This window comes from Microvirga thermotolerans (assembly GCF_009363855.1).
GTDB classification, from domain to species: domain Bacteria; phylum Pseudomonadota; class Alphaproteobacteria; order Rhizobiales; family Beijerinckiaceae; genus Microvirga; species Microvirga thermotolerans.
This window is the reverse complement of record NZ_CP045423.1, coordinates 1592250-1608522: the sequence shown is the minus strand read 5'-3', so window position 1 is coordinate 1608522 and position 16273 is coordinate 1592250. Positions and strand designations below refer to the sequence as shown.

At 65.3% G+C, this 16273-nt stretch carries 15 protein-coding genes; 2 read left to right on the top strand and 13 right to left on the bottom strand.

The window, feature by feature from the left end:
* Positions 1–186: 186 nt before the first annotated feature.
* Together GDR74_RS18155 and GDR74_RS07520 are read left to right on the top strand one after the other, a co-directional pair.
* Positions 187–678, top strand: a complete 492-nt coding sequence (locus GDR74_RS18155; protein ID WP_194164666.1) for an HlyD family secretion protein — start codon at positions 187–189, stop codon at positions 676–678.
* Positions 679–1034: 356 nt separating this feature from the next.
* Positions 1035–1256 (top strand): hypothetical protein, encoded by a 222-nt coding sequence (locus GDR74_RS07520; protein WP_152585724.1) that lies wholly within the window; start codon positions 1035–1037, stop codon positions 1254–1256.
* 218 nt (positions 1257–1474) lie between these two features.
* On the opposite strand, the gene GDR74_RS07515 is transcribed toward GDR74_RS07520, so the two are convergent.
* The 13 genes from GDR74_RS07515 to GDR74_RS07455 form a co-directional block, all read right to left on the bottom strand.
* Positions 1475–1948, bottom strand: a complete 474-nt coding sequence (locus tag GDR74_RS07515; RefSeq protein ID WP_246179979.1) for a YidH family protein — start codon at positions 1946–1948, stop codon at positions 1475–1477.
* Positions 1949–2122: 174 nt separating this feature from the next.
* Entirely contained in the window at positions 2123–3631 is a 1509-nt protein-coding gene (locus GDR74_RS07510; protein ID WP_152585723.1) for an arylsulfatase, read from the bottom strand.
* A gap of 170 nt (positions 3632–3801) precedes the next feature.
* Positions 3802–4296, bottom strand: a complete 495-nt coding sequence (locus tag GDR74_RS07505; protein ID WP_246179976.1) for a hypothetical protein — start codon at positions 4294–4296, stop codon at positions 3802–3804.
* On the bottom strand, positions 4293–5285 hold the full coding sequence (locus GDR74_RS07500) for a formylglycine-generating enzyme family protein (protein WP_246180120.1): 993 nt from the start codon (positions 5283–5285) through the stop codon (positions 4293–4295). The genes GDR74_RS07505 and GDR74_RS07500 overlap by 4 nt, the downstream gene beginning before the upstream one ends.
* Positions 5286–5509: 224 nt before the next feature.
* Positions 5510–6304, bottom strand: a complete 795-nt coding sequence (locus GDR74_RS07495) for an ABC transporter permease (RefSeq protein ID WP_152585721.1) — start codon at positions 6302–6304, stop codon at positions 5510–5512.
* Positions 6305–6313: 9 nt separating this feature from the next.
* On the bottom strand, positions 6314–7162 hold the full coding sequence (locus GDR74_RS07490) for an ABC transporter permease (protein WP_152587690.1): 849 nt from the start codon (positions 7160–7162) through the stop codon (positions 6314–6316).
* A gap of 29 nt (positions 7163–7191) precedes the next feature.
* The gene (locus GDR74_RS07485) at positions 7192–8310 is read right to left on the bottom strand and encodes an ABC transporter ATP-binding protein (RefSeq protein ID WP_152585720.1); all 1119 of its coding nucleotides are present in this window, start codon (positions 8308–8310) and stop codon (positions 7192–7194) included.
* 37 nt (positions 8311–8347) lie between these two features.
* Positions 8348–9400 (bottom strand): ABC transporter substrate-binding protein, encoded by a 1053-nt coding sequence (locus GDR74_RS07480; RefSeq protein ID WP_152585719.1) that lies wholly within the window; start codon positions 9398–9400, stop codon positions 8348–8350.
* 50 nt (positions 9401–9450) lie between these two features.
* Positions 9451–10122: an RraA family protein gene (locus tag GDR74_RS07475; protein WP_152585718.1), complete on the bottom strand. Its 672-nt coding sequence runs from the start codon at positions 10120–10122 to the stop codon at positions 9451–9453.
* Positions 10123–10133: 11 nt separating this feature from the next.
* Positions 10134–10940, bottom strand: a complete 807-nt coding sequence (locus tag GDR74_RS07470) for a carbon-nitrogen hydrolase family protein (protein ID WP_152585717.1) — start codon at positions 10938–10940, stop codon at positions 10134–10136.
* Positions 10941–11071: 131 nt separating this feature from the next.
* Positions 11072–11983: a LysR family transcriptional regulator gene (locus tag GDR74_RS07465; RefSeq protein ID WP_152585716.1), complete on the bottom strand. Its 912-nt coding sequence runs from the start codon at positions 11981–11983 to the stop codon at positions 11072–11074.
* Between the two features lie 749 nt (positions 11984–12732).
* Positions 12733–14673, bottom strand: a complete 1941-nt coding sequence (locus GDR74_RS07460) for a CocE/NonD family hydrolase (RefSeq protein ID WP_246179973.1) — start codon at positions 14671–14673, stop codon at positions 12733–12735.
* Entirely contained in the window at positions 14670–16256 is a 1587-nt protein-coding gene (locus GDR74_RS07455) for an ABC transporter substrate-binding protein (protein WP_152585715.1), read from the bottom strand. The genes GDR74_RS07460 and GDR74_RS07455 overlap by 4 nt, the downstream gene beginning before the upstream one ends.
* Positions 16257–16273 lie beyond the last annotated feature (17 nt).

Sequence of the window (16273 nt, the reverse complement as noted above, 5' to 3'; positions counted from 1 at the left end):
ACATCGCCGCTGTGGTGGCGCCTTCATTCGACCGCAACGGAGCTCCAGGAGGGCCATGTCCGAACAGACGTCAGGAAACGAAGCCTCGTAGAGCGCGCAGCCGTTACGACCCTCATCCTTCTCGCGCCTGGTGCGAGCCGGCCTTTGCGCAAGCGCCGGTCGACGAGGGAGAGATCCCTCTTCCGCATGACGTCTCCCGATCTCGCCTACAAGGCCGCGCAGGCCGAGCGGAAGGTAAGGGCCCTGGCGGATCAGATCGCCGCGACGTCGCAGAACGCGGAATCCCTCGCACGATCCCGGATTCTCGCCCACGAATGGGAGGGAGCGAAAGCCGAGCGGGACGCGCTCGCCGTCGAGCTGGAGCGCCTCGACATCAGAGCCCCGGTCTCGGGAACCGTCGTTGAGCTCGCAGATCCCATGGCGGAGGGCGAATGGGTCAAGCAGGGAGAGAAGCTGGCCTCCATCGCCGATCTCTCGCAGGCGCGCATCGAGGCCTATGTGGACGAGGCCGTCGTTCCGGAACTGCCCCTCTACCGGGTCATCCTGGAGACTTCGCAACCGCTGCGGACGACCCGGGCGCAGCCCGGGACCGTTCACCTGAGCGGCCGCTCCGCGAGTATTCTTCGAACGGTCTGGCGTCGTGTCGTCACCGTGCTGGTGCGCGAGAGCGGCTTCTGAGAACGGATTGCGCACTGGCGATGAAAACGGAGGGAGAGCCGCTTCGTCGTCGGGTGCGATGGGATCTTGCGGCCTACGTGGAACGGTGCTGGCCGGGAGCCGGGCAGACCGGTCGCTCGGACAGGCCCGGTTCGGCTCTCACGTGATCCACGCAGGCGCGGCGGGCAACCTTGAGGGTGAAGCTGCGCAGCCTCTAAACGTATGATGTGCTTGGCCATTTGCCTGCCGCCAAAAGGCGTTGGCCGGAACAAGAGCCGTGAAGCAACGTTGGAGGGGGATCTGGTAACCAACCGAACGTCGGTCTGCGGCAGCCCTGCCGGGGACACGGGCGGCCTGTGACAAGATCGGAGAGTTGCGTGTTCCTCGACGACAAGTTTCCTTATGGCGGCGGGCAGAGCGGCCCGTTGTGCCAAGCCTGCAAGCGCATGATCCTGCCAAACGACCGCACGAAGCGGGTGGAGTTCCGGAGCGATCCCGATGGATCCCAGGGGCTGACCGGCGACTATCACCTGGCCTGCAGCCGGCGGTTCGAGTCGCTGGCGCACGCGATCAATCTGAACCCGTGGAGCGGGTTCTAGAGCCTTTTCGGGAGAAGTGGGAACCGGTCTTGCGCGAAAAGATGATCGAAATCGGTAGCTTGGAGCATCGGACATGAGTTCGAATGCCCGTCCGATGCTTTAGGCGCCTCTTAAGCCCAAGAGGCCAAATCTGCGCTGGAATACGGTCCGTTCCAGATTGTCGCATCATGTTCGGCATCCTGGACCCCGGCGTTGCGATTGGGTGGACCGACGTCCCCTCAGTCGAAGGGCCCGATCTGGAAGATCATGCTGATGATCGCGGCAACGCCTGTTGCGAGCAGGAGAACGGCCGTGATCAACGTCAGCGACACGGGAAAGCCGCTCTCGCCGTGGATCAACCGAGCGTTTGTCATATCCTTGCGCTGCGCGCGCAGGCCAAGCATGTATTGGATGTGATAGACGACACCGCCGACCAGCATCAGGATGCCGAGCGCGACCAGGGTGATGCCGAAGTTCCGGGCGGAGCCGACCTGTGTCAGCGTGCCGGCTTCGCGTAGTCTCTGGAAGAACTGGAAGATCGTAAATCCGAAGCCTATGAGCGACAGCGACGTCCGGATTACCGCCATCAGGGTTCGGTCGGCACTCATGCGGGTGCGCTGAAACGACATGCCTGTCCGGCGTGCGGACAATTCCACGGAGACGTCATCGCTCACAGGGTACTTCGGTTTGGGATCAACCATCGTCAGGATCATCCTCGTCTGGCAGAACCGCAGCACGAAAACGGCGCCCGCCACGGGCCGTACAAACCATGCCGCGTCTCGGGAGCGGCGGACGGATTCCCGCCCGCCGCTCTGTTGCCGTCGTTGTCCGCAGCCCGTTGCTGGTCGGGTCCCTCCTGCAAACCGCTCAATCAGAACTTGGAAGGTTCAATGGTGGCCCCCTCCTGCGGCCTCCATGATCTTTTCCATAACCTGATCAATGCCGAAGCTTGCCGCCTTCTGACGCGGCGGAAAATCCTTGAACGTCCCAAGGAACTCCGCCACGCCCGCCTGTGCGGGGACGAGCATGAAGGCGTGGTCCAGCAGCCAGTCGTAGTAAGTGTTGGAGGTGATGTCCGCGCGCTCATAGGGATCGGTGCGCAGATTGAAGATCTTCGGAACGCGCAGCGTTACCATCGGCTCGGCCCAGATCTGGAGCGTGCCGCGGGCCCGCTGCTCCATAAAGGCGAACTTCCAGTTATCGAAGCGAAGGCAGGCGAGGTCGCCGTCATCGGTGAAGTAGAAGAACCCCTTCCGCTCGTGCTGCTTGGCCTTTCCAGTGAAGTACGGCATGAGGCTGAAGCCATCGATGTGAACCTTGAACTTCTTGCCGTTCGCCTCGTATCCGCCCTTCTTGAGCTTCTCCTTGATGTCCGGGGCTCCGGCCGCCTCCACGATGGTCGGCAGCCAATCGAGATGGCTGACGATCTCGTTGCAGACCGTCCCAGGCTTGACCACGCCCGGCCAGCGCACCAGGCACGGCACGCGGTAGGCGCCTTCCCACATCGAGTTCTTCTCGTTGCGGAACGGCGTCATGGCGGCATCCGGCCACGAGTTCATGTGCGGGCCGTTGTCGGTGCTGTACATGACCATCGTGTCGTCGGCGATGCCGAGCTCGTCGAGCAGGTCGAGCATCCTGCCGATGTGCTTGTCGTGCTCGATCATGCAGTCGTGATACTCGGATTGCCATCGCCCTGCCTGGCCGCGGATTCGTTCCTCGATGTGCGTGCGGAAGTGCATGTGCGTCGTGTTGAACCAGACGAAGAAGGGCTTACCGTCCTTGGCCGCCTTCCTGATGAAGCTCTGTGCGGCGTCGAGGAACTCGGTGTCGACGGTCTCCATCCGCTTCCTCGTCAGCGGGCCCGTGTTCTCGATCTTCTGTCCGCCCTTGCCGTCCGACCAGCAGTGCAGCACGCCGCGCGGACCGAAGTTTTTCCTGAAGTTGGGGAAATCCTTTTCGTTGGGATAGTCGGGAAGCTCCGGCTCCTCCTCGGCGTTGAGGTGATAGAGGTTGCCGAAGAACTCGTCGAAGCCGTGCATCGTCGGCAGGTGCTCGTCACGGTCGCCGAAATGGTTCTTGCCGAACTGGCCGGTCACGTATCCCAACGGCTTCAGCAGTTCCGGAATGTTCGGGTCCTCGGCGCGCATGCCGAGTTCGGCGCCCGGCAGGCCTACCTTGGTCAGGCCCGTGCGCAGCCCGCACTGTCCGGTGATGAAGGACGCACGGCCCGCCGTGCAGCTCTGTTCCCCGTAGTAATCGGTGAAGAGCATACCCTCCTCGCCGATGCGGTCGATGTTCGGAGTGCGATAGCCCATCAGCCCTTTCGTGAAGATGCTCAGGTTCGATTGGCCGATATCGTCGCCCCATAGGATCAGGAAGTTCGGTTTCTTCGCCATTGCACGCCTCCTCTAGGTCGAACTGGCTGGACGAAACACGCAAACACACTGGCTGGCCTGTCTTTCCCCGCGTCCGCTACTCCTGCGCGAGACGGCAGTGCCGCGGCCCATCGCGGGATCCTCTGCGGCGATGGACGGTGTGCGAGCGGGCGGTCGGCATGATGCACTCCTCACGATGCCGCATCGGCGGATCTGCGGCGTAACCACCACCCGGCAAGGCGGCAGAACGGCCCTCGCAGGAGAAGGTAGGGAAGAAACGCGAGCAGGATCGCGACGAGCACCGTCTCGGCCGGGAAGAACGCGTCGAGTACGAACGCCTGGTAGATCCCGTCCATGACGAAGCCCAACAGGATGATCCGCGCGGTCGCGATCACCCCCTCGCGCAGGCGCTCGGCGCTCCCGTTCCGGTCCGTGAGGAGGGTCCACAGGTACGGCGAGCGGTTGAGGCGTGCGTCGGTCGTCCCGTCGCGGAAGGCCACGATGGCCGCCATGGTCGGCTGGAGGACGAAGCGGAAAGTCAGGGGGCCGCTGGGCCGCTCGGCGATGTTGCGCCAGATCCGCCCCAGGACCTCGGTCGAGAACCCGTACCAGACCAGGCCGAGCCCGACGAGGACCGCGGCAACGACGACCACGAAGCGAGCCAGCAGCAACTGATTGGCTGTCACGGGGTCGGGCACCGCATCCCCCTTGTCTCCCGAACCACGCAGCGGAAGCCGACATGGCTGGTGGAGGTATCGACGGGTTCCGGATGGCGGGCCGCCGGGCGGTAGCGCCGGCAGTAGCTTGGGGCGCACAGATGCGAGCCGCCTTTGAGCACCTTGCGCGGAATCCGGATCTCCGGCTGGCAGGGATCGTAGCTCGCCTCCTCACGCCCGCCGCGCGGGTTCGAGGGGATGCAGCAGGGCTTGGCCGCGTCGGCCGGGTGTTTCGGCTCGTACCAATCGCCCGTCCATTCCCAGACATTGCCGATCATGTCGTAGAGGCCGTAGCCGTTCGGCGGATAGGCTCTCACCGGCGAGGTGCGCTCGTAGCCGTCCTCGCGGCTGTTCTGGAACGGGAAGAGGCCCTGCCAGGTGTTCGCCATGTGGCGGCCGTCCGGCGTGAGCTCGTCGCCCCAGGCGAACTCGGCTCCATCGAGCCCCCCGCGGGCCGCGAACTCCCATTCGGCCTCGGTCGGCAGTTCCTTGCCGGCCCAGCGGGCATAGGCCTCGGCATCCGGATAGGCGACGTGCACCACCGGGTGATCGTCCAGACCTTCGATCGAGGAACCGGGGCCATAGGGGCGGCGCCAGTTCGCCCCGAACACGAACGCCCACCATCGGCTCCAGTCGTTCAGGGGAACCGGATGGTCCGGCGGGCTGAACACCAGCGATCCTGCTTTCAGCATGTGCGGCAGCGCGCCGGGATAGTCCTTCGGATCGGGCCTCTTCTCCGCCACCGTGACATGTCCCGTCGCTGCGACGAAGGCGCGGAACTGGCGGTTGGTGACCGGGGCGGCGTCCATCCAGAAGCCGTCCACCGTCACGCGGTGGACCGGCGCCTCCTCGGGATAATGCCGGTCCGAACCCATGCGGAACGTGCCGCCGGGAAGCCAGACCATGCCGGGTCGCGGCAGGCTGCGGCTGTGGGTTCCGGCCAAGGGATTGCCGTCCATGACGGACATATTCGGTTTCCACTCCAAGACATCGGCGATGACATCGGGCAATCTCACACGGATCGTGCGCAGCTGCTTGACCGGAGTGGACAATTCGTTGACCGATCAGGACGGCGGGCGTGCCGGAGCGGATGCGCCGCTCGTTCTTCCATAGGCACGAACCTGGGCAGGCGACGGCCGACGCCGAGGATATCCCGCCTGTTCGGGCGAGGCCTGAAAGGCTCTCACTTCACGAAGGTTCTTGACAAGCCGACCGTACGGTCGACGACCATCACCACGGCCAGGGTCAGAAGGATCAGCAGCACCGACACGCTGGCGACGAGCGGGTCGGCGCGGCTCTCCACATGGTGGAAAAGCTCCACCGGCAAGGTCGTCAGGCGCGGCCCCGTGAGGAAAAGCGTGATCACGACCTCGTCGAAGGAGACGAGGAAACACAGGGCGGTCGCGGCCACGATGCCGGGCGCCATCATGGGCAGCGTCACGCGGCGGAATACCGTCAGGGGACGCCCCCCGAGCGTGGAGGCTGCCTCCTCGCAGGCGAGGTTGAGATTGCCCAAGGTCGTGGCGAGGACGCGCAGCGCATAGGGCAGCGTGATGACGAGATGGCCGACGACGAGCCCGGGAAACGTACCGAGGAAACCGGCCGAGGCGAAGACGATGAGGATCGCAAGCCCCAGGACGATGGTCGGCAGCAGCAGGGGGGCCGTGAAGAGGTTGTAGAGAAAGGCGGAGCCGAACGTGCGCATCCGGACGATCACGTAGGCGGCCGGCACCGCGACGGCGAGGGATATGACCGTCACGATCGTGCCCAGCACGAGACTCGTCCAGAAAGCGGAGATGATCTCCGGACTGTGGGCGAGCGCCGCATACCAGCGCAGCGACCAGCTCGCCGGCGGGAACGAGAGGATCTGTTCCCCGCTGAACGAGATCGGCACCACGAGGATCACGGGGGCCAGAAGGAACAGGAACATCAGCGCCACGAGGAGCTTCATGGGCCAGGACGTTTCATGGGATTCCATGGCAGGCTCCTAGTCGATGGCGCGAAGGACGCGGGCATAGGCGGCGAGTGCGGCTCCGAAGATGATCAGCACGAGCATCGAGAGCGTCGCGGCGAGCGGCCAATTCAGGGTGACGATCGCCTGGTCGTAGATCTCCGTCGCGAGCAGGAAGACCCGCCCGCCCCCGAGCAGCTTCGGCGTGATGAAGGAGGAGACCGCCAGCACGAAGCAGAGAAGGCATCCGAGCGCAATTCCGGGAATGGTCAGCGGCAGGATCACCCGCCAGAAGGTCTTGGCGGGCGGGGCGCCGAGGGTCATCGCCGCCTCCTCCACCCGCGGGTCGAGACGGCCGAAACCGGCGAGAAGGGACAGGATCATGTAGGGCATCAGGATCTCGGTGAGGCCGATGACGACGCCCGTCGTATTGAACATGAGCCGCGGAGGCGTAGTTCCCAGCGCCGCGAGGGCTCCGACGATGGGGCCCTGGTCGGCGAGCAGCGCGATCCAGCCATAGGTGCGCACGACGGCCGAGGTGAGGAGCGGCGAGATGACCAGCACGGTCAGGAAGGTGCGCCAGCGTCCCGAGCTGCGGTGGAGGTAGAGCGCAATCGGATACGACACCACGAGGGTCGCCAGCGTGATGCCGAGGCTCACAGCGATCGAATTGACGATGAGTTCCACATAGAAGGAATCGCCGAAGAGGCCGATCCAGTTGGCGAGGGTCACGGTCTCGCGCACGCCGCCGCCGGCAAGGGCCTCGTTGAACGACATCCGCAAAAGGTTGAGGACCGGCAGGATGAAGCCGGCCGTGTTGATGAGCGCGATGGGGAGCAGAAGCAGGGTCGCCGTTCCCGCCCGGTCGAGGACCGGACGCGGCATCGCGGGCCCTGCGGAGGCTGCGACGGCCGTCATGCCCCCCTCCCGAACACCATGGTGTCGTCGACGCGCCACAGGACCGCGACCGGCGTTCCCACCGCCAGGAAGCCGCGGCCGTGATCCGAGGCCTTCTCGACGACGATCTCCGCTCCTCCGACGTCCACGTGGTACTGGAGCAGGTCGCCCACGAAGGTGACGCGCACAAGGCGCCCTTCGAGACGGTTCGTCCCTTCCGCGGCCCTCTCCCCGCCGGAGACAGCCTCGACCAGATTCATGCGGTGCGGGCGAACCATGACCTCGACCCTACCGCCGGGCCGGCCAGGCACGCGCACCTCCATGGCACCGATGACGACGCGCCCGTCGCCCTGCGCCTGTCCCTCCAGCCGATTCGTGCGGCCCACGAAGGACGCGACGAACGGAGTCGCGGGATGCTCGTAGACATCGACCGGCGTTCCCACCTGCTCGAGCTTGCCGCCGCGCATGACGACGACCTTGTCGCACATGCTGAGCGCCTCCACCTGATCGTGCGTGACGAAGACGGCGGTGATGCCCAGGCTCTGCTGGATGTCGCGGATCTCGTTGCGCATCTCGTCGCGCAGCTTCGCGTCGAGATTGGAGAGCGGCTCGTCGAGGAGCAGGATCGAAGGACGGATCACGAGGGCACGGGCGAGCGCCACCCGCTGCTGCTGGCCGCCGGACAGCTCGCGCGGCCTGCGCTCGGCCAGCGCCTCGAGCCGCACCATGGCGAGGGCCTCCTTCACCCGCCGTTCGATTTCGGGCCTCGGCACGGAGCGCATCTCCAGGCCGAAGGCCACGTTCCTGGCCACCGTCATGTGCGGGAACAACGCGTAGGACTGGAACACGAGCCCCATGTCGCGCCGGTAGGGCGGCATCGCCGTGATGTCCTGCGACCCTACGACGATGCGCCCGGCCGACGGCCGGATGAGACCGGCCACCATGCGCAGCGTCGTTGTCTTGCCGCAGCCGGATGGCCCCAGGAGCGCCACGAGCTCCCCTTTCGGGACCGCCAGATCCAGCGCCGCCACGGCGACGGAATCGCCGTAACGTTTCGTGAGCCCATCGAGCTGCAGGTGCACGGCGCGGTCGCCCGACACGGTCGGGCTCCCTGTACGGATGGTCTGATGCATCATGGCGTTCTCCAGCGGGCCTTCGGCTGCGGCAGGCGCGTCACCGGCTCAGCGGAATGACGCGGCGGCGCCACTGCTCGGTGATCGCGTCGCGAATGCCGGCCACGGCGATCCAGTCGATGGCGATCATCCTGTCCATCGCGCCGGCGGCCGTGCGGGCCAGGGCCTCCTTGTAGATCTTCTCCTGCGCCTTCTTGTTGGTCGGCGCGTAGAACATCGCCTCGGTGAAGGCCGCCTGTGTCTCCGGCTTGAGGGCATAGTCGATGAAAGTCTTGGCCGCGTCGCCCGCCGGGGCGTTCTTCACCAGGTTGATCGTGTTGATCTGGAACGCGCTGCCCTCCTCCGGCAGCACGACGCCGAGCTTTCCGCCGGACGTATCCGAGTAGACCTGGGCACGTGCGTTCCAGCCGATCCCGAGCGCCGCCTGCCCGTTGGCGATGGGCGTATAGACGTCCGGCTTCGGATCCCAGGTCTGGACGTTGGGAGCGAGTTCTCCCAGCTTCTTGATGCCAGGCTCGACGCTCTTCTTGTAGTCGTCCTGCCCGGCCATCTTGTTGGCGATGATCGTGAGGGTCGTGCCCTGGATGTCCGGTACGGCCGGAATCGCCACCTTGCCCGCATACTGCTTGTCCCAGAGGGCGTTCCAGGAGGTCGGCGCTGCCTTCACCTGGTCCTTGTTGTAAAGCAGCACGAGATTGTCGAAGGTTACGGCGACGCCGCCCACGCCCTCGATCCGGGCCGCCGGATAGAGGTCCGCCACGTTCTTCGACACGCTCTCGTCGATCTTGTCGAAAAGGCCTTCGTCCGTCGCCGCCTTGGAGACCGACACGTCCATGATCATGACGTCGATCTGCGGTGCGGCCTTCTGGGCACGCAGGGTGCCGAGCATCTGCGCCGAGTTCGGCATGGCGTAGAACTGCACCTTGATGTCCGGGTGCGCCTTCATGAACGGCTCGATCACCGCCTTGGTGTAATGATCCTGGAAAATGCCGCTATAGGCGGCGAGCGTCACCGTCTTCGTCTGGGCCGAGGCGGACGACACGGCAACGAAAGCGGCCGCCGAGGCGCCGAGCAGAATACGCAACGTCTTCATGGTCATTGGTCCCTCTGTCTGTCTCTGATTGCGCTTCTCGAACCGGCGCGTCAGGCGACGCGCCGGGCCTTCTCTTCCACGAGGCGGGTCGCGCCGGAGATGTCCGGCAGCTTCTCGCCGCTGCGAAGCCGCTCCAGCAGCTTGATCTCGTTCTCCTGCATGCCGATCGCCCGTTCGGCGACCGCCTTCGCCTCCTCCGGCTTGAGCACGAGGACGCCGCTCTCGTCCGCGAGGATCGCATCGCCCGGCTCGATCACCTGGCCGCCCACCGTGACGGGCACGTTGATCGCACCCTCGAGCCCGAGGATCTTGGTGGTGATCGGCGACGGGCCGCGGCACCACATGGGCATCTCGACCCGGCGGATCTCCGAGAAGTCGGTCGCAGGGCCGTCGACGACGCCGGCCTTCACGCCCGCCATCTTCATGGAATGGGTGATCACGCCGCCCCAGCAGGCATGCTTGTCGTCGCCGCAGCGGTCCACGACCACGACGTCCCCAGGCCGGACGAGCTTCGTCAGGTAGTGCAGAATCGTGCTGTCGGCATGAGGCAGGCGCACCGTGACGGCGGTCCCGGCGACGCGCTTGTCGGGAAGGACCGCGCGCAACTCGCGATCGACGAAGCCGGAATGCAGGAAGTGACCGACGGTCGCCGTTTCGACCTTCTCCAGCAGGTCGACCAGCTCCCGGGAGATCTGCTGCGGCATGGGGTTGACGGTGAACATGGTCGCTCTCCTCAAGCCAGGACGTGGTGCTGGGCGACCGGCACGTTGCGACGCACGTGGCCGACATAGTCGAGATCGAGGCGCGCGCTGGTGCTCGCGACCCTGTCGGAGCACTGGGCCACGATATGTCCCCACGGGTCGATCACCATGGAATGTCCCCAGCACCACTTCTTGCCGTCCGCATGGGAGAGGACCTGTCCGACCGCGAGGAAATAGGTCTGGGTCTCGATCGCCCGGGCGCGCGCCAGCGTCTCCCAATGGTCCTTGCCGGTCATCAGGGTGAACGCGGCAGGCAGCACGATCACCTCGGCGCCCGCATCGCGCAGCTTGCGGAAGAGCTCGGGAAAGCGGATATCGTAACAGATCGCGCAGCCGACGGTCACGTCGCCGACCTTGTAGGTCACCACGTCCTGGCCGCGGCTGATCGTGTCCGACTCGCGGTAGCTCATGCCGCCGGGAACGTCGACGTCGAACAGGTGGATCTTGCGGTAGCGGGCGATCTCGTCGCCGCTCGGGCCGAACACGACGGTCGTGTTGTAGTGATTGTTGCCGTGCTTCTCGACGACGCTGCCGGCGTGAATCGTCACCCCATGCCTGGCGGCGAGGCCGGACATCAGCTTGTAGGATTCACCCTCGGGGAAGGCCTCGCCATTGTCGTGGATATTGTCACGGCCCTCGCCGAGATAAGCGTAATATTCCGGAAGCACGATGAGGTCGGGCTTCTCCTCGGCGACCGCCTTCTCGATCATCGCGGCGGCGGTCTTGAGGTTTTCCGCCTTGTTGTTCTGGGAATTCATCTGAACTAAACTGACTTTCACGTCACGGCCTCCATTGAACCTGTGGCCGAATGTGAGCGCGTCTCTCGAGCCTGGACAAACACGAAATACTTTGCCTGGAGCCCAAGTTTTCCTTGTGGTGCGTCGCACAAGAGGGGTGCGTCGCCATCGGCTCACCAGGAAGCCCCGTCCGCCTGCGCCTGAGAGAACCCTTGAGCGACCTCCTGAGCCATCCGCGCCACCACAGCCGAAATGAGGTTGTCGGGATGGTCGGAATAGACCGCATGGAAGCTCAAGGGGGGAAAGGCTGGGGTCACGTCGAGCGGCACGAGCGTCCCGGCCGCGAGCTGCTCCCGCACGATCACCCTCGGGAGCGGCGTGATGCCGATCCCGTCCTGCGCCAGCCGGATGATGGTGGCAAGGGAGTTCGAATTGTAGATCGTCGGATCCTCGATCCCTGCATCCGCGAGCTGTCGCAGGATGCGGTGATGGGGAACGCTGTCCTTGGAATAGGCCAGGATGGGATGGTCGGCGATCTCCGCCAGGGCCAGGGGCCTGTCCGGCAGCCCGAGCTTCGGACTGGCGAGCCACGTGCACGCGAAGGTGCACAAGTCGAGATTGATGATGTCGGGTGCGATCACCGGGCCCATGATGAGCGCGAGGTCGATGCGCCGTTCGGCGACCTCGCGGGCGATGTTGAGGCTCGTGTCCGTGTTGAGGTCGATGGCGACGCTCGGATAGCGTGCGCGGATCCGGTCGATGAACTGCGGCAGCCAGGCATGGACGATGGAGTCGATCGTGCCGATTTTGATCGACCCCCGAAGGATGCTGGGATCGCTCACGGCCTCCCGGAACTCGCCGGCGACCCGCACCAGCTCCTCGGCCTTCGGAAGAAGCTGCTGCCCCAGTCCGGTGAGGCGGACACAACGAACGTCCCGCTCGAAGAGCCGCACCCCGAGATCCCGCTCCAGCGTAGCAATTCTGTTCGAGATCGCCGCCTGCGTCGTGTGAAGTCTCTCAGCCGCTGCGCTGAAGCTCCCCAGCCTCGCGACCCACAGAAACGTTTCAACGAAACGCAGGTTCATTCGCGAATGTCCTTCGGATGCGAGCATTGCTCAGAGCCTAAAAGCTTCCTTACCGGTGGGGCAAGTCTTCGAGGCGTGAGCCCGGCCAGCCTCCTGCTTCCCCCGTCAAAACAGGTTTACCCCCAATCCGATCGCCGTCTCTTCTTCTCCAGCCCGCCTCAGCCTGGAGCAGGAGCGCTGGCCCTCGCTCACCTCCTCACATCGCCACGGATGCGGCCTTGAGGTGACGCGGCATCTGGATGAAGCGCCTGGCCTGGCCGCTGGTCTTGGGCGTGGAAGGACGGGTGCGGATGCGTCGGATCCAAAGCAGCCGCAGCGCTTCCGGAGCAGCCGCGCGACGGAACCCGGTCCGTTGTCCGTCATCACCCGCAGACGGCTGTTCCAGCGATAGCTCATCGGGACCAGTCCGTGAGCGACCGAGATCGGTCGAGCCGGAGGAACATGGACCTTCGGCAATATCGTGACGGGACGCGCGCCTGCGAACCTTCCGAAGAGGGATTCTCGACCTCTTGGACAGGGCTTTCGAAGGGCGGGAGCCGTCGACGAGCTGCCATGTGGCGCGTCTCCGCGCCCATACTCGTGGCGAACCCTCGAACACCGAGGCGAGAACGAGTCTTGCGTGAAAGAGGCTCGCAGCCGGAACATGGGCAGCGGGCGGAAATTCGAATTCCCGCCCGATCCTCTTGCGCAGGATTCCTTATGGGAGGCGAAGCCGGCGCGGCCGGCCTGTGGCGGACCGGCTTCGGGCTCTATCCGCTCGGAATTCCCTTCAGGGCCCTGATCTGTTGCGGCGGCACACAGGGAAGGATGATCCGGGAGGCATGGACCGCATTGCAATAGACGGTGTTGCGGGCAATCCTGCGGGTCCGCCCCCTGCCCTCGGGCTCGCCCGTATTGGGGTTCACGTCGAACTTCGGGAAATTGGACGAGGAGATGTCGAGCCGGATCCGGTGCCCTTTGGCGAACAGGTTCGCGGTCGCGAAAGGCTCGATGACGATCCGGAAGATCTCACCCGGAACGATGGGCTCCGGATGCTCCCAGGACTTGCGGTAGCGGCAGCGCAGAATGCCGTCCGTCAGGTTCATGGCATATCCCGTCGGATAGTCGCGGGACGGCGGATAGACGTCGATCAGCTTCGCGGTGAAATCCGTATCCGGCGCATCGGACGAGACCCAGAGCTCGACCGTGATGGGACCGACGACGGCGAGATCCTGCTCCAGGGGCGGCGTCTCGAACGAGAGGACGTCCCGGCGGGCGGAAAGCGGAAGCCCCGGATGGCGGCAGCCGAAGAACTGCGGCGCCTCGCGCTGGTCGAAAGCCCCGCCTTCGAAGACCGGCTGGCCGCTCGTCAGCGCGCCGCCGATGGTCGGAACAGGATCGGAAGGGTCGAAATCGTAGCTCAGCGGCGGCGCGTCCTGTTCGGCGGGCGTCTCGCGCAGCGCTCCGTCGTCGCGAATGTAGAAGGGCCGGAATTCGGTTTCGGGGAGCGGCCAGCAAGCCGCTTCGATCCAGCGGCCCCCATGGTCGAGCTTTCCCGCCTCCGTCCTGCGTCCCGTTCCCCCGCCCATGAGGAACAGGCGAACCGGCGGCTCGGCATCGACGCCGTTCCGATCCGCCTTGAGCCAGCGCGCGAACCAGCGCCGCCGGAACTCCAGCCAGGACGGGGTGACGTTGCCTGAAATCGTGGCGCTCTCGCCGAAATAGGCGTCGCCCGAAACGGTGGTGTTGCGGTTCCCGTGCAGCCACGGCCCCATGATCAGGGAAACCGGACGCCCTCCGCGCGTCAGGCCTTCGTAATTGTCGAAAGTGGTGCGGACATAGGCATCGTACCAGCTCGACAGGAGAGCGACGGGCACCTGCGGAAAGGTGTCGTAGGACCCTTCGGCATAGATCCCCACCTTCTTCCAGTAGTCGCCGAACGTGCCCTGGCGCCACTGCTCCAGCACGTAGCTCTCGTATTCGGGCACCCACCGCATCGGCGAGCGCCCTTCGGACCACGGCAGGACATGGAACCAAGCCTTGAGGTCCTCGGCCTCCAGGGCGCCCAGAATGAGCGGATCGCTCTGCGCCTCCGGGCTCTCCTTGGCATTGTTGTAGGCCCAGGTGAGCTGCTTGAGCTCGAACGCACCGCCCTGGCGAATGCCCGTGCGGTAGGCGCTCGAGAAGCCTCCGGAATCGAGCACCATGCAGGCAAGCCCCGGCGGATTCAGGCAGGCCAGGGCAGCCTGTGTGTGCGCCGCATAGGAAAGCCCCATCGTGCCGATCTTTCCGTCGCACCAGGGCTGCTCGACGATCCAGGCGCAGGTGTCGTAGCCGTCGGGCCCTTCGGAGAGGTACTTCGTGAACATGCCCTGCGAATTGTAGCGCCCGCGGCAATCTTGATAGATCACCACGAAGCCCGCCCTCACGAAATGCATGGCGACCTCGGCCCGCGTCATGGGCCTGTCCATGCCAGGCTCGATCTCCGAACGCGAGCGCTGCGTCTTGCCGTACGGCGTCCTCTCCATGATGACCGGGAGGGGCGTCTCGACCGGTTGCCCGCCGACGGCGGGACGATACACGTCCGTCGCGAGATGAACCCCGTCGCGCATGCGGACCATCACATCCCGGTGCACCACGACATCGTCGGCGAGAACCTCCACGGCGCGGGCCGTGGAGGCGGCGGTCTGTCGAACGGCCTGGGAGCTCATTGAGCGATCCCCGCGAGGGGAGCCATCAGATCCTCGCCGCGGTTGGGCGTGTAGGTGACGTTCGCCTTCGACGCCCAGTACACCTTAGGCCAGAACAGGGGGATGACGCCCACGTCATTCATGGCGATCCGGGTCGCTTCCTGCAGGAGGGTGACGCGCTTCTGCGGGTCGAACTCCGACGTGGCCTCCTTCATCTTCGCGTCGAATTGCGGGTTGGAGTAGCGGGTGCGGTTGAAGGAGCCCGTTCCGGCTTCCTTGTCGGGAGTCATCAGGAGGTTGCGGAGGCTCGTCGCCGACGTGGGCGTCGTCGTTCCGAGAGAGAAGATGAAGGCGCTGAACTGCTGCTTGCCCGCCGCGGAGGCATAGACATTGTACGGCTGCGCCACGACCCCGTTCACCTTGATGCCGCCCCGGGCGAACATCTGCCCGATCGCCTGCGCGGTCTCCGCATCCCCGGGGAAGCGGTCGTTGGAGGTGTGCAGGGTCAGGCCGAACCCCTGAGGATATCCGGCTTCGGCGAGCAGCTTCCTGGCGCCCTCCATGTCGACGGCCGGCGGCTTCAGGGACGGATCCGCGCCGCCGATCCCTTCAGGAACGATCTGACCGGCCGGCTCTCCGGCGCCGTCGAGGATCCGGTCGACGATGAGCTGGCGGTTGACGAGCTTGGACAGCGCCTGGCGGACGCGCACGTCCTTGAGCGGGTTCGGGTTCAGGGGCTTGCCGTCCGGACCGACCACGAACGGGCTCTCGTCCCGGCTGGCATCGAGGGCGAGATAAACGACGCGCGCCGAGGGGATCGACCAGAGCTTGATGCCGTTCACGCCCGACAGGGTCTTCACGTCGCCCGGCGGCACGGCGTCGATGAGATCGACGGAGCCGGAGCGCAGGGCGGCCACGCGCGCCGCGTCGTTGGCGATGAACTTGATGGTGACGTTCTCGAAGGCGGGCTTCTTGCCCCAATAGGAATCGTTGCGCACGAGCGTGACGTGGTCCCCCGGGACCCATTCCTTGACCTTGTAGGGGCCCGTTCCGACCGCGGCGGAGCGGTCGTTGAAGGCCTCGATGGTCTTACCCTCCGCCAGCTTCTTCTGGACGATGTAGACGAGGCCCACCTGCTCGATGAAATCGGGCGTGGGATTCTTCGTCTTGAACTCGATCGTCAGGGGATCGACGACGGTCATGCCGGCGATGGAGCCGACATTGCCCGTGAACGGCGCGGGACTGTTCGGGATGTCCTTCACCCGGTTGAGGGAGAACACCACGTCCTCGGCGCTGAGCGGGCTGCCGTCCTGGAAGGTCACGCCGGACCGCAATTTGATGCGCCACGTGGTCGGGTCGATGTTCTGCCAGGACTCCGCCAGGGCGGGCGTGACCTGGAGGTTCGGATCGGGCGAAATGAGCCGGTCGAAGATCTGAGCGGCGATGTTCTGGTTGTTGCCCGTGCGCGAGAAATGAGGATCGAGCGCCGAAGGCTCGGTGGAGCTGCCGATGATCAGGTCGGCCGCGTAGGAGGGCGAAATCCCGAGGAGCCCCACCAGCGAAACGGTGATGCCCAGGCTCTTCAGGCGCGACAGTGGCTTCATGTTGTTCTCCCTTCTGG

Coding starts and splice junctions, on each gene's coding strand:
- GDR74_RS18155 (WP_194164666.1), top strand. CDS start 187: ATGACGTCTCCCGATCTCGCCTACAAGGCCGCGCAGGCCGAGCGGAAG.
- GDR74_RS07515 (WP_246179979.1), bottom strand. CDS start 1,948: ATGATCCTGACGATGGTTGATCCCAAACCGAAGTACCCTGTGAGCGAT.
- GDR74_RS07510 (WP_152585723.1), bottom strand. CDS start 3,631: ATGGCGAAGAAACCGAACTTCCTGATCCTATGGGGCGACGATATCGGC.
- GDR74_RS07500 (WP_246180120.1), bottom strand. CDS start 5,285: ATGGACGGCAATCCCTTGGCCGGAACCCACAGCCGCAGCCTGCCGCGA.
- GDR74_RS07495 (WP_152585721.1), bottom strand. CDS start 6,304: ATGGAATCCCATGAAACGTCCTGGCCCATGAAGCTCCTCGTGGCGCTG.
- GDR74_RS07490 (WP_152587690.1), bottom strand. CDS start 7,162: ATGCCGCGTCCGGTCCTCGACCGGGCGGGAACGGCGACCCTGCTTCTG.
- GDR74_RS07485 (WP_152585720.1), bottom strand. CDS start 8,310: ATGATGCATCAGACCATCCGTACAGGGAGCCCGACCGTGTCGGGCGAC.
- GDR74_RS07480 (WP_152585719.1), bottom strand. CDS start 9,400: ATGAAGACGTTGCGTATTCTGCTCGGCGCCTCGGCGGCCGCTTTCGTT.
- GDR74_RS07475 (WP_152585718.1), bottom strand. CDS start 10,122: ATGTTCACCGTCAACCCCATGCCGCAGCAGATCTCCCGGGAGCTGGTC.
- GDR74_RS07465 (WP_152585716.1), bottom strand. CDS start 11,983: ATGAACCTGCGTTTCGTTGAAACGTTTCTGTGGGTCGCGAGGCTGGGG.
- GDR74_RS07460 (WP_246179973.1), bottom strand. CDS start 14,673: ATGAGCTCCCAGGCCGTTCGACAGACCGCCGCCTCCACGGCCCGCGCC.
- GDR74_RS07455 (WP_152585715.1), bottom strand. CDS start 16,256: ATGAAGCCACTGTCGCGCCTGAAGAGCCTGGGCATCACCGTTTCGCTG.